Genomic DNA, 12,742 nt, shown 5'->3' with positions numbered 1-12,742 from the left:
TGCACGTCGGTGGCGCCACCGGGCGCATCCACGGCGCGGACTACTCGCTGCTGGACTACAACCGCGCGGGCGTTCCGCTGATCGAGATCGTCACCAAGCCGGTCGTCGGCGCGGGTGAGCGGGCTCCGGAGATCGCCAAGGCCTACGTGGGCGCGCTGCGCGACCTGCTGCGCGCGCTGGACGTCTCCGACGTGCGGATGGACCAGGGCTCGCTGCGCTGCGACGCCAACGTGTCGCTGATGCCCAAGGGCGCCAGCGTCTTCGGCACGCGCACCGAGACCAAGAACGTCAACTCGCTGCGCAGCGTCGAGCGCGCGGTGCGCTACGAGATGCGCCGCCACGCGGTGATCCTGGTCGACGGCGGCGAGATCGTCCAGGAGACGCGGCACTTCGACGAGGCCACCGGCAGCACCTCCGCCGGGCGCCGCAAGGAGACCGCCGAGGACTACCGGTACTTCCCGGAGCCCGACCTGGTGCCGGTCGCGCCGTCCCGCGAGTGGGTCGAGGAGCTGCGTACCACGCTGCCCGAGCTGCCGTGGGAGCGCCGCAAGCGCGTACAGGCCGAGTGGAACCTCTCCGACCTGGAGCTGCGCGACCTGGTCAGCGCGGGCGCGCTCGACCTGATCGTGTCCACTGTGGACGCTGGAGCCGACTCCGACGCGGCGCGCTCGTGGTGGGTGTCCTACCTGACGCAGCAGGCCAACTCGCGCGGTGTCGAGCTGGACGCGCTGCCGATCACCCCCGCCCAGGTGGCCAAGGTGATCGCGCTGGTCGCCGACGGCACCCTCACCAACAAGCTGGCCCGCCAGGTCGTCGACGGCGTGCTGGCCGGGGAGGGCGAGCCGGACGAGGTCGTCGCCGCGCGCGGGCTGAAGGTCGTCTCCGACGACTCCGCGCTGCTGGCCGCGGTCGACGAGGCCCTCGCCGCGCAGCCGGACGTCGCGGAGAAGATCCGCAGCGGCAAGGTGCAGGCCGCTGGCGCGGTCGTCGGCGCGGTCATGAAGGCCACCAAGGGCCAGGCCGACGCCAAGCGCGTGCGCGAACTCGTGCTGGAGCGCTGCAAGTAGTTCTGCTGTTCGGAACGGGCCGCTTCTCCCTCTCAAGGGGGAGGCGGCCCGTTCTTGCGCGGGAGTCCTCTTGTGCGCGGCCGCCCGATGCTGGTGCGCATGAAGACGAGGTTCGTCATCGGCTACGCGGCCGTGCTGTGCGCGGTCCCGTACCTCACGCTGAAGCTCCTGTGGTTGACCGGCAACGGGATCGGTTTCTCCGACCCCTCCGTGCTGCGCGAGCCCACCATGCTCATGCTCAACACCGTCACCGCCGCGCTGGACGTCGTCGCGATCGTCGTCGCGCTCGTGCTGACCCACTCGTGGGGAACGCGGCTGCCCGGGTGGGCGGTGGTCTTCCCGATGTGGGTCGCCACCGGACTGCTGGTGCCCATCGCGGTCATGGCGCCCCTCTCGATGCTCAGCGGCGGCGGCAGCCCCGCGGGACCGGTGCAGCCGTGGGTCTACGGCGTGGTCTACTCCGGCTTCAGCCTCCAAGGCGTGCTGCTCGCGATCGCGTTCGTGTTCTACGCGCGTGCCCGGTGGGCGCCGCTCTTCGTTGCGGGACAACACCCTTCGACGCCGACGCAGGGCTTGCAGATCGTGCTGGCGAACCTGGGCTCCGTGGTCGCGCTCGCGGTCGCCGTCGTCGATCTCAACGTCTTCGCTCTGGTGGGAGCGATCGGCGTGCAGATGCTCGTGCGCGGTCGCACCGGGTGGGGGCCGCTGTCGGTGGCGTGGCTGGGCAGCGGCTCGATGTTCGCGATGGGCCTGTGGAGCATGGTCGTGATGCTGGGCGGAACTCCGTTCAACTCAGGGCTTCCCGTGCTGGAGGGCTTCACCGAGCTGGCGAAGGTGCTCGGCGGCACGGTGCTCGGCCTCGTCCTGCTGTTCCTGATGGTGGAGCGGACCCGATCGGAGAGCGCGGCCTGAGCTACGGTCCGGGCATGGGCAAGTACAGCGGGCTCGCGACAGCCAGCTACGTCTTGTCCGCGCTGTGGTTCCTCGCGTTCCTGACGGGGCTCGCCGTCGACCGCAGGCGACTGCGCAACGGTGTCTACCTGGTGATCTCGCTGGGCTTCCTCGCGGCGTCGGCGGCGATCTCCTCCCCGGAGACGGCGCGCGCCCTGGTGGTCCCCGTGCTGCTCGTCAGTCCGCTGCTGATCTTCGGGCTCTCGGTCCTGCTGATGCTCAACGGCGTGGTCATGCTGTGGCGCGAGGGGTGGCGGCTGGCGAACCTGCTGTCCCTGTTGCCGGGCATCGGGATTCTCCTCGTCACCGTCGCGGCCGCGTTCGCGCTGACCGTGCAGAACCCGTTGTTCCGCAGTCTCGTCGGAGCGGCTGTGGGCGGGCTCGGCTACATCGCCTTCGTCTTCGGCTGCTTCCTGCTGTACTCGCTGGTGTACGTGCGCATCGGCCACCGCGGTCCCGCCGACTTCATCGTGGTCCTGGGCGCTGGCTTGGAGGGGGATTCCGTGCCCGCGCAGCTCGCCGGTCGGCTCGACAAGGCGCGCGAGGCAGCGGTGGCCCTGCCCACTGCCACGATCATCGTCTCCGGTGGCTTCGGCCCCGACGCGGAGGTGTCCGAGGCCCGTGCGATGGCTGACCACCTGATCGTGCGCGGAGTGCCGGCGGAGCGCGTCGTGCTGGAGGAGAAGTCGCGAACCACGTTGCAGAACCTGGTGTTCAGCGAGGAGATCATGGTGGAGCGCCTGCCCGGCTACCGCTGCGTGGTGATCACCAGCAGCTACCACGTGCTCCGCGCGGCGGCCTTCGCCAGGCGGGCCGGGGTGGTCGGGCACGTCGTCGGAGCGCCGACCGCGAAGTACTTCTGGCCCAGCGCCTTCCTGCGCGAGTTCGTCGCGATCCTGGTCGACCACAAGCTCAAGAACGCCGCCCTGTGCGTCCTCTGCGCCTTCTTCGCCCTCCTGGCCCTCCGCCCCTGACCCGCGCAGTTCTCCTCGCGTTTTGGCAACGCGTTGCGATTGAGAGCGCTCCCAAATCGCAACAAGTAGCCACATCGCGAAAACGGGACGGTGGGGAGGGGGCGCTAGTCGACGCCGTTGCCGCCGCTCTGGCGGACGATGATGACGGCGCGGTCGTCGCTGGAGACCGGTTTGCCGCCGTTCTTGTTCGTGGTGCCCACCCACAGCGCGGCGCCGTCCGGGGTGAGATCGCCGGCGCGCAGCCTGCCGTAGGTGCCCTTCTCCCTGGTGACGGGCTGGCCGGTGAACGCGCCGGTCGGGCCGAGGGTGAGGTCGAACATGGCCTCGCCCTTCTCCAGGTTCACCGACAGCAGGTCGGGGTAGGCCGCGCAGCCCGCGACGCCGGGCTTGTCCGGCCAGCTCCACGCGGGGGAACCGAGCGGCTTGCCGAGGGAGAACTTGTAGGCGACGTCGCGGTCCGGCTGCCGGTCGGTGACCCACGTCAGCTGACCGGTCATCGAGGTGCAGACGCCGCCGGGGGAGTACAGCCCCGACGCGACCACGGCCGAGTCGGAGGTGGGATTGCCCTTGGCTGGCTTGCCCGCGGCGTCGATGCGCAGGAGCTTGCCCGCGAGGGACTTCGGGTCGTTGGAGGCCGCCGCGTTGCCCGCGTTGCCGGTCGCCACGAGCAGCGCGCCGTTGCGGTCGCGGGTCAGCGCGCCCGCGTTGTTGCTCGATCCGCGCGGAATCCCGGTCAGCACCGGCTTGGCGGAGTCCTTCGGCGCGATGCGCACGACACGGTTGTCGCTGCTGGTGGTGATGTAGGCGTAGAGCAGGTTGTCCTCGCGGAAGGACGGGGACAGCGCGAGCCCGGTCAGCCCACCGTCACCGGCGGTGTCCACGTCGATCTGGGCGACGAGCGTGGTGTCCTGCGTGCCTTCCACCGTGCGCAGCACGCGGCCGGTGGTCCGCTCGGCGACGTAGGCGGTCTTGCCGTCCGGCAGCACGGCCACGGCGGAGACCTGGTCGAGGCAGGTCGCCATCACCGAGGAGCTGTAGTCCTTGCAGCCCTCAGGCGGCTTCGGCGGCCCACCCGGGCCCTGTCGAGGCGGCTTCTGCTGTTGCCCGCCGCCACCACCGGGCATCTGCGGGTTCGGCCCGGCCTGCGGTTCGAGGTGCGGGCGCGGGGTCCACTGCGTGCTCGGCTGCTCGGGGAAGCTCGCGCAGCCCGACGCCAGCAGGCCGAACGCCGAGACGGCGGCCAGCAGTGCTGTACGGAAAAACCGGCTGCGCAGGGTCGTCACGGTCGTCCAGGGTAGGCGGACTCCGGTGAACGCGGGGTGAGTGGGCGAGGATCGGCGTAATCGAGTGCGTCACGCACCGCCTCGGCGCGCTCGACCAGCAGGTCCAGCTCGCTGGCCAGCACCTCCGGCGCCTCCAAGGGCACGAAGTGGCTGCACGGCAGTTCGCGCAGCCGCGCCTGGGGCAGTGGTCCGGCCGCCGCCCAGCTCCCGCGCGGGTCGGCCAGCGGGTCGTAGCGCCCTGCGAGCACGGTGACCGGGCACGACAGCGCGCTCAGGTCCTGCCTGCCGGTGTCGCCGAGCGCGAGGGCGAGGGTGAACCACCACCGCCAGTCGTGCCGGAGGAACCGCTGCGCGGACACGCGGATCGCCTCGTTGCCGGGCAGCAGGTGAGCGGGCAGCCGGTGCGCCACGGCGTCGAGCAGTGGTCCTGCCCAGCGCAGCGCCTGTGTCCCGCCGCGCGCCAGGACGCGGCTCAGCGGCTTCGGCAGCCCGATCACTCCGAGGACGTCGTCGAAGAACGCGCCGGGTGCTCCGCCGATCAGCATCACCCCGGCCACGCGCTCCGGGTGCAGGCGTGCCAGTTCGGTCGCCACGGTGACGCCGAGAGACCAGCCGATGACGACGCAGCGCCGAATTCCCGCGTCGTCGAGGACGGCCAGCGCGTCACCGACGTGGTCGGCGAGCTGGATGCGCTCCTCGTCCGCGGGGCGCTCGGAGTCGAAGGTGCCGCGGTAGTGCCAACCGTGCACGCGCACCGACGCGTCCGGCCCGGTGAGCGACGGCCACGCCTCGGTCGGAGTGCCCAGTCCCGCGCACAGCAGCACCGGTGGGCTCGCGCGTCCCGAGCTCCACGCCCTGATCTTCGTGCCGTCCGTGCCGGACACCCACCGCTCTTCCATCGCGACGAAGTGTGCCGCACTTCGCGGCGGGACGCAGGCACCGGTACGGGTAACGTGCGCCCCGTGACGCTGACCGTGCTCGTTCCCGATGACCACGGACTCGCCGCTCTGTCCACTGTGGACGGAGTGCGCGCCGTGGTGCTGGACCTCTCCGATCCCGGCCAGCTGGCCGGAGCGGACGTGCTCGTCCCGCCGTTCCTCTCCGTCGGCAGGCTCGTCGCCGCCATGGAGCAGATGCCGAAGCTCGGGCTCGTGCAGCTGCTGACCGCCGGTGCCGAGGCATGGCTGGGGCGCCTGCCCGAGGGCGTGCTGTTGTCGAACTGCCGTGGCGCGCACGGTGGCAGTACCGCGGAGTGGGTCTTCGCCGCGCTGCTGTCGACCTACCGCGACCTGCCGACCTTCGATGCGGCGCGGCGCGCGGGCGAGTGGGACTTCCACGTCACGGACACCATGCAGGACAAGCGAATGCTCGTCGTCGGCGCCGGTGACCTCGGCGAGCAGCTGCGCCGCCGCTTCGACGCCTTCGACGCGACCACCACGCTCGTCGGCACCAAGGCGCGCGAGGGCGTGCACGGCGTTGACGAACTGCCCGAGCTGCTCGGTGAGCACGATGCGGTGATCATGGTCGTGCCGATGACCGACGCGACGCGGCACATGGTCGATGCGGAGTTCCTGTCCCGCATGCGTGACGGCGCGATCCTGGTGAACGCCGCGCGCGGTCCGGTGGTGCACACCGAAGCCCTCGTCGCGGAGCTGAACTCCGGCCGTCTGCGCGCTGCTCTCGACGTCACCGACCCGGAGCCGCTGCCGTCCGGCCATCCACTGTGGACGGCGAAGAACCTCGTGCTGACCCCGCACGTCGCGGGCAGCGTGACCGTGCGCGAGAAGCGGGCGTGGGGCATCGCGGCGCGGCAGATCGCGCAGTTCGCCGCGGGCAAGGAGCCCGACAACGTCATCCGTGGCGCCTACTGAGTTCACCGGTTCTGGCCTAGAAAGCGGCGCGGAGTCCTTGGGAGGATGCAGGGGCTGACAACGTTGTCAGCCCCTGCATCGAGGAGTACGACATGGGCGGCCCCCGCTTAGCTCGTCTGCCCCTTGTTCTCGTCGCGGTCGGCTCACTGCTGGTCAGTGGCGTCCAGGCCACAGCCGCGCCAGTGCGCGCCCAGGCGATCAGTGACCCCGCGCAGTACGTGAACACCTTCGTCGGCACCAAGCCCGGCGGTCCCGATTTCGGGCACGGTGGCGGCGCGGGCAACACCTTCCCCGGCGCGGACGCTCCGTTCGGCATGCTCCAGTGGAGTCCGGACACCGTGACGCACCAGCACGGCGGCTACCACTACGAGGACAACCGCATACGCGGGTTCAGCCTCACCCACATCTCCGGCCCGGGGTGCAGCGACCACGGCAACATCCCGTTCCTGCCAGTGCTCGGCGATCAGCCCGTGGAGCACCACACGTTTTCCCACGCCAACGAGAGCGCGTCGCCCGGCTCCTACGGCGTGCGCTTCGACAACGGCATTCGCGCCGATCTCGCCGTGACACAGCGCTCCGGCATCGCGCGCTTCAGCTACCCCGCAGGGCAACGCGCCTCGCTGACCGCCGACGCGGCGCGTGGCTTCAACCCGGCTACCGGTGCGATCACCATCGGCACGAACACCCTGACCGGCTTCACCGACAGCGGTGGATTCTGCGGCACGGGCAACCGGTACCGCCTGTACTTCCACGCGGAGTTCGATCAACCGTTCGCGCAGTCGGGGATCGTCAGCAAGGACAACACCGTCGACCGCGCGCGCAAGAGTGCGGAATCCACAAAGGACGCCCCGGCGGCAAAGGCGTTGGTGTCCTTTGCGACCTCGAACGTGACCGCGCGCGTAGGCATCTCCTACGTAAGCCTTGAAGGCGCGAAGGCCAACCTCGTCGCGGAGCAGGGCGCGCGCACGTTCGAGCAGGTCCGCGACGGTACGCGCGCGACGTGGAACGAACTGCTCGGCAGGATCTCGGTCACCGGCGGCACGGACACGCAGCGCAGCAGGCTCTACACGAACCTGTACCACTCGCTGCTGCACCCCAACGTGTTCAGCGACGTGGACGGCAACTACGTCGGTTTCGACCGACGCGTTCACAAGCTCCCGGCGGGTCGCGCGCAGTACGCCACGTTCTCCGGCTGGGACGTCTACCGGTCACAGGTGCAGCTCGTCGCGTTGTTAGCGCCCAAGGAAGCTTCGGACATCGCGCAGTCTGCGGTGAACCAGGCGACGCAGGGCGGCTACTTCGACAGGTGGACCGTGGCCAACGGTGGCACCGGCGTGATGAACGGCGACCCGATGTCCATCATCGTCGCGAGCATCCACGCGTTCGGCGGCACGAACTTCAACACCGCAGACGCGTTGCAGCGCATGGTCACCGGTAGCCGCGATCCACGACAGCGCCCGGGACACGTCCAGTACGACGGACAGAGCTACATCCCCGCGGGCACCGGTGGAGTGTGGGGGACCGCGTCGACCACGTTGGAGTACACGAGCGCGGACTTCGCCGTCTCCCAGTTCGCCGCGCGCGTCGGTGACAACGCCACACACGAGCTCTTCCTTCGTAGAGCGCAGAACTGGCGCAGTCTGCTGAACTCCGGCATCAAGACCATTCAGCCCCGCAACGGCGACGGCACGTGGCCCGCGTTCACGCCGACTCAGGAGAACGAGTACGTCGAGGGCAACGGCGCGCAGTACTCGTGGATGGTGCCCTACAACCACCGTGGGCTCTTCGACTCCATGGGCGGCGACGCGGCCGTTCTGTCGAGGTTGGACGCGTTCTTCACTGAACTCAACGCCGGCCCGAAGAAGCCCTACGCGTACTTGGGCAACGAGCCGACTCTGAACACTCCGTGGGCCTACGCGTATGCGGGAGCGCCTTATAGGACGCAGGACATCGTCCGTCGCGCGCTTACAAGCATCTTCAAGCCCGCGCCAGACGGATATGTGGGCAACGACGACCTCGGACAGATGGCGTCCTGGGGTGTCTGGGCCGCACTAGGCATGTATCCAGAAACACCCGGGCGTAGCGAGCTCGTCCTGGCCAGCCCGCTGTTCCCGGAAACCACGATCACGCGCGGCAACGGCGTCACCATCAAGATCACCGCGCCGCAGGCCAGTGACGCCAACAAGTACGTGCAGAGCCTCCGCGTCAACGGTCAGACCTCGACGAAGCCGTGGGTCGGCGAGGACGTGGTCCGCAACGGCGGCACACTCGACTACACCCTCGGTGCGAGCCCCAATACCGCTTGGGGCGCCGCAGCGGCCGACGCTCCACCGTCCTTCGACGTGGGTCCCGTGCAACCGCGCACCGGCGCGATCACCGGGCTCGCCGCGAAGTGCGTCGACGTCAACCAGGGCGCGACTGCGGACGGCACCAAGGTCCAGCTGTGGGACTGCAACGCGGGCACCGCGCAACAGTGGACCTTCGCCTCCGACGGCAGCGTCCGCGCGCTCGGCAAGTGCCTCGACGTCAGCAACAGCGGCACCGCCAACGGCACGAAGATCCAGCTGTGGCAGTGCAACGGCACCTCGGCGCAGCAGTGGTGGCCGAAGGCGGGTGGGGGGCTGGTGAGCCCGATGTCCGGCCGCTGTCTCGACGTGCCCAACAGCACCACGGCCAACGGCACGCAGTTGCAGATCTTCGACTGCAACGGCAGCGGCGCCCAGATCTGGCGCGTCCCCTAGGGGACAAGTCCGGGGCGACATCCACCCGAAGCGGTCGCCCCGGACGCGCTGATCACCTAGCGTTGTGCGCTGTGAGCACTAACGGAGAGTCGGCGTTCGGTCCCAGCTCCACCAGCAGCGGCAAGTCCGGCGAGATCCGTCCGTTCACCTGGACGGCGGGGGCGGACTTCGGACAGCTGGTGCTGCGCTTCGCGCTGGGCGGCACCTTCATCGCGCACGGCGCGCAGAAGATCTTCGGCGCGTTCGGCGGACCGGGCATCACCGGGTTCGCGCAGTTCCTGCAGAGCAAGGGGTTCACCCAGACCACCCTGCTGGCGTGGCTGACCGGCCTGACCGAGCTGGTCGGCGGCGCGCTCGTGGTGATCGGCCTGTTCACCCCGCTGGCCGCGGCCGGGCTGCTCGCCGTCATGATCAACGTGGTGATCCTGAAGTGGAGCGGGGGATTCTTCCTCGGCCAGCAGGCCGCCGGCTTCGAGTTCGACCTCGCGCTCGGCGCGATGGCCGCGGGCATCGTGCTCACCGGCCCCGGCCGCCTCGGGCTGGACACCGGCTTCTTCTGGTCCCGCAGACCGCTCGGCGTCGGCGTCGCGTGCCTCGCGATCGCCGTGGCCGCGACCCTGCTCATGCAGCTGGTCTTCCGCACCTGATCCGGTTGGCCCCGGTCGCCCGGGGCCAACCACGGTCTCGGCTGGTTCTCAGCGCCAGCCGTAGCGCTTGCGCAGCGCGATCGCCACGCGGGTGAAGCGGTCGGCCTCCAGCACCGCGCCCTCGCGGCGGATGTCGTCCTCACCCAGCTCGAAGAGCCGGTCCAGCCGCAGGTAGGACGCCCGCCCGGAGCGGTCCCACGCGCCGTCGCCCAGCTCCAGCCAGTCCTGCTCCTCGTGGTGGTCCGGCACCTGGCTGGACAGCATCATCGCGTGCAGCATCGAGCCGTCGCGGCCCACCACGAGCAGCGGGCGGTCCTTGCCCCTGGACGGGTCCTCCTCGAACGGCACCCACGCCCACACCACCTCGCCCGGATCGGCCTGGCCGTCCAGGTCCGGGGCGTAGACCAGATCCGTCGCGCGCGCCCTCGTCGGCACCTCGCGCACGCGCTTCACCTGCTGTTGATCACCAAGCATCCGCGCAACCTACCGCCCGCCCCCCAACACCCGTCCACCACTCCACACGCCCCCAATGACCCGTTCGGTGCGCTCAACGCCCTGAACGACCCGTTTGGTGCGTTGGAGGAGCTGAACGGGTCGTTCAGTGCGTTCAAGTACCCAAACGACCCGTTCAGGGCTTCGACGACGGCGCGAGCCAATGGCGCGTTTGGTGCGTTGAACGCCCTGAATGAGTCATTCAGGGCGCAACGCCGGTGGAGTGGTCAGACGCGGTTGACGTCGCGGACGGCGCCGGTGGAGGCGGAGGTGGCGAGCTTGGCGTAGGCCTTGAGCGCGGTGGAGACGTGGCGCTGCCGGTCGACGGGCTGCCACGGCCGCTCGCTGGCCTCCATCTTGGCCCGGCGCTCGGCGAGCACGTCGGCGCCCACGAGCAGTTCGAGCTTGCGCGTGTGCACGTCGAGCAGGATCTGGTCGCCGTTCTCCACCAAGCCGATCAGCCCGCCGTCGGCCGCCTCGGGGGAGACGTGGCCGACGGAGATGCCGGAGGAGCCACCGGAGAAGCGGCCGTCGGTGATCAGCGCGCAGAGCTTGCCGAGGCCGGAGCCCTTGAGGAAGGCGGTGGGGTGCAACATCTCCTGCATGCCGGGACCGCCGGAGGGGCCCTCGTAGCGGACCACGATCACCTCACCCGGCTGGATCTCCTTCTTCAGGATCGCCGAGACGGCCTGCTCCTGGCTCTCCACGACGCGCGCGGGGCCCTGGAAGCGCCACAGCTCCTCGTCGATGCCCGCGGTCTTGATCACCGCGCCCTCTTCGGCGAGGTTGCCGTACAGCACCGCGAGCCCGCCGTCGGCGGTGTACTTGTGCTCGAAGTCGCGGATGCAACCACCGGCGGCGTCAGTGTCCAAAGAGGACCAACGGTTCGATGTGGAGAACGCCTTCGTGGTGCGGACCCCGCCGGGTGCGGCGTGGAACAGCTCGACGGCCTCAGCCGAGGGCGACTCGGCGCGGATGTCCCACTCGGACAGCCACTGCTCCAACGTGGGGGTGTGCACGGAGTGCACGTCGCGGTTCAGCAGCCCGGCGCGGTTCAGCTCGCCGAGGATCGCCGGGATTCCGCCAGCCCGGTGCACGTCCTCCATGTGGTAGTCGGAGTTCGGCGAGACCTTGGACAGGCACGGCACGCGGCGGCTGATCGCGTCGATGTCGGAGAGCGCGAAGTCGATCTGCCCCTCCTGCGCCGCGGCGAGGATGTGCAGCACGGTGTTGGTGGAGCCGCCCATCGCCACGTCCAGCGCCATGGCGTTCTCGAACGCCTTCTTGTTGGCGATGTTGCGCGGGAGCACGCTCTCGTCGTCCTGCTCGTACCAGCGCTTCGCCAGCTCGACGACGGTGGTGCCCGCGCGCAGGAACAGATCGCGCCGCGCGGAGTGCGTCGCCAGCGTGGAACCGTTGCCGGGCAAGGAGAGCCCGAGCGCCTCGGTCAGGCAGTTCATCGAGTTCGCGGTGAACATGCCCGAGCAGGAGCCGCACGTCGGACAGGCCGAACGCTCCACTTCGGACAGTCCGGCCTCGTCGACGGCGGAGCTCGCGGAGGCGGCGATCGCGGTGATCAGGTCGGTCGGGGCCTGCGCGACGCCCGCGACGACGACGGCCTTGCCCGCCTCCATCGGACCGCCGGAGACGAAGACCGCGGGGATGTTCAGCCGCATCGCGGCCATCAGCATGCCCGGGGTGATCTTGTCGCAGTTGGAGATGCACACCAGCGCGTCGGCCTGGTGGCCCTGCACCATGTATTCGACGGCGTCGGCGATGACCTCGCGCGAGGGCAGCGAGTAGAGCATCCCGCTGTGCCCCATGGCGATGCCGTCGTCCACGGCGATGGTGTGGAACTCGCGCGCCACCCCGCCCGCCTCGCTCACCGCGCCCGCGACGAGCTCACCCATGTCCTTGAGGTGCACGTGGCCCGGGACGAACTGGGTGTAGGAGTTGGCGATGGCCACGATCGGCTTGCCGAAGTCGGAGTCGGTCATGCCGGTGGCGCGCCACAGCGAGCGGGCGCCCGCGGCATTGCGACCGTGGGTGGTGATTCGGGAACGCAGCGGGGGCACGGCCCCTCCTTACAACGGAAAGCAGGAACTACTCGTCGGTGTCGTTCGAGGTTACGCCCTGGTCGGGAGCTTTCTCGGCGGTCGCGCTGGGATCGGGGACCACGCCACCGCTGGCCTTCGCGAGCGCGGGCAGGTCGCCGAGCCGCACCGCTGGCAGGGTCAGCAGCTCGCCGCCGTTGAGCACGAGGCTGACCTTGTTGGGGCGTCCCAGGTGCAGGGACGTCACCGCGCCCCACTCTATGCGCCGCGAGCCGAGCGCGGTGCGCACCACCACCCCGTCCGCCCCGGCGACGGTCCGCGCCCGCAGCACGTGCCAGACGAGCGCGAGCGGCACGAGGTAGACGAGCTGCAGACCGGGTGCGCCGAAGGCGACCGGCGTCATGCACAGCGCCAGCAGCGCGATCGGCAGGAGCGCGACCTTCGGAAGTTGGAATACCACGCCGAACATGCTCCCACCTGCGCACGAGCCCCCTCGTGTCCCCCGGTCGTGTCCAGCATCCGGGAAGGGAATCCCGCAGAGTTGACGCTACTGCGCCATTGGCGCTAGCGTCATCCGCGTGCTGCTGCGCAACTTCCCGTTCATCGGGGTCCTCGTACTTCCCGGGCGCGTCGACGCCTAGGGAAGACTTCGTCGACGCGCC

Annotated in this window: 11 protein-coding genes; 6 read left to right on the top strand and 5 right to left on the bottom strand. The window is 69.9% G+C overall.

Annotated features, from left to right (window positions below):
- The 3 genes from gatB to CCN37_RS16985 all read left to right on the top strand — a co-directional run.
- On the top strand, window positions 1-1,067 hold a 1,067-nt coding region (gene gatB / locus CCN37_RS16995; protein ID WP_086821755.1), incomplete at its 5' end, for an Asp-tRNA(Asn)/Glu-tRNA(Gln) amidotransferase subunit GatB.
- A gap of 99 nt (window positions 1,068-1,166) precedes the next feature.
- Window positions 1,167-1,979 carry a hypothetical protein gene (locus tag CCN37_RS16990; RefSeq protein WP_143261649.1) on the top strand — a complete coding sequence of 271 codons (813 nt, stop codon included), beginning with the start codon at window positions 1,167-1,169 and terminating at the stop codon, window positions 1,977-1,979.
- A gap of 14 nt (window positions 1,980-1,993) precedes the next feature.
- Window positions 1,994-2,992 (top strand): YdcF family protein, encoded by a 999-nt coding sequence (locus tag CCN37_RS16985; protein WP_086821753.1) that lies wholly within the window; start codon window positions 1,994-1,996, stop codon window positions 2,990-2,992.
- A gap of 104 nt (window positions 2,993-3,096) precedes the next feature.
- Here the strand turns inward: CCN37_RS16985 and CCN37_RS16980 are convergent, their stop codons facing one another.
- Window positions 3,097-4,275 carry a sorbosone dehydrogenase family protein gene (locus CCN37_RS16980; protein WP_371504364.1) on the bottom strand — a complete coding sequence of 393 codons (1,179 nt, stop codon included), beginning with the start codon at window positions 4,273-4,275 and terminating at the stop codon, window positions 3,097-3,099.
- Complete coding sequence (locus CCN37_RS16975) at window positions 4,272-5,174, bottom strand: alpha/beta fold hydrolase (RefSeq protein WP_086821752.1); 903 nt, start codon at window positions 5,172-5,174, stop codon at window positions 4,272-4,274. Before CCN37_RS16975 ends, CCN37_RS16980 begins: the two co-directional genes overlap by 4 nt.
- A 63-nt stretch (window positions 5,175-5,237) precedes the next feature.
- Between CCN37_RS16975 and CCN37_RS16970 the strand changes: the two genes are divergently transcribed.
- The 3 genes from CCN37_RS16970 to CCN37_RS16960 all read left to right on the top strand — a co-directional run bounded on the left by CCN37_RS16970 (window position 5,238) and on the right by CCN37_RS16960 (window position 9,534).
- Window positions 5,238-6,146 (top strand): 2-hydroxyacid dehydrogenase, encoded by a 909-nt coding sequence (locus tag CCN37_RS16970; protein ID WP_371504362.1) that lies wholly within the window; start codon window positions 5,238-5,240, stop codon window positions 6,144-6,146.
- Window positions 6,147-6,238: 92 nt separating this feature from the next.
- Window positions 6,239-8,887 carry a lectin gene (locus CCN37_RS16965; RefSeq protein ID WP_086821750.1) on the top strand — a complete coding sequence of 883 codons (2,649 nt, stop codon included), beginning with the start codon at window positions 6,239-6,241 and terminating at the stop codon, window positions 8,885-8,887.
- Window positions 8,888-8,958: 71 nt separating this feature from the next.
- Window positions 8,959-9,534 (top strand): DoxX family protein, encoded by a 576-nt coding sequence (locus CCN37_RS16960; RefSeq protein WP_246843093.1) that lies wholly within the window; start codon window positions 8,959-8,961, stop codon window positions 9,532-9,534.
- Between the two features lie 48 nt (window positions 9,535-9,582).
- Here the strand turns inward: CCN37_RS16960 and CCN37_RS16955 are convergent, their stop codons facing one another.
- The 3 genes from CCN37_RS16955 to CCN37_RS16945 form a co-directional block, all read right to left on the bottom strand.
- Complete coding sequence (locus tag CCN37_RS16955; RefSeq protein ID WP_086821749.1) at window positions 9,583-10,008, bottom strand: type II toxin-antitoxin system PemK/MazF family toxin; 426 nt, start codon at window positions 10,006-10,008, stop codon at window positions 9,583-9,585.
- A gap of 245 nt (window positions 10,009-10,253) precedes the next feature.
- Window positions 10,254-12,101, bottom strand: coding sequence for a dihydroxy-acid dehydratase (ilvD, locus tag CCN37_RS16950; protein WP_086821748.1), 1,848 nt, complete (start codon window positions 12,099-12,101; stop codon window positions 10,254-10,256).
- Window positions 12,102-12,129: 28 nt separating this feature from the next.
- Complete coding sequence (locus CCN37_RS16945; RefSeq protein ID WP_168200706.1) at window positions 12,130-12,540, bottom strand: PH domain-containing protein; 411 nt, start codon at window positions 12,538-12,540, stop codon at window positions 12,130-12,132.
- Window positions 12,541-12,742 lie beyond the last annotated feature (202 nt).

The organism is Allokutzneria sp. NRRL B-24872, assembly GCF_002155965.1.
Lineage (GTDB): Bacteria > Actinomycetota > Actinomycetes > Mycobacteriales > Pseudonocardiaceae > Allokutzneria.
The sequence above is the reverse complement of the archived record's forward strand: the minus strand, read 5'-3'. Positions and strand labels throughout refer to the sequence as shown.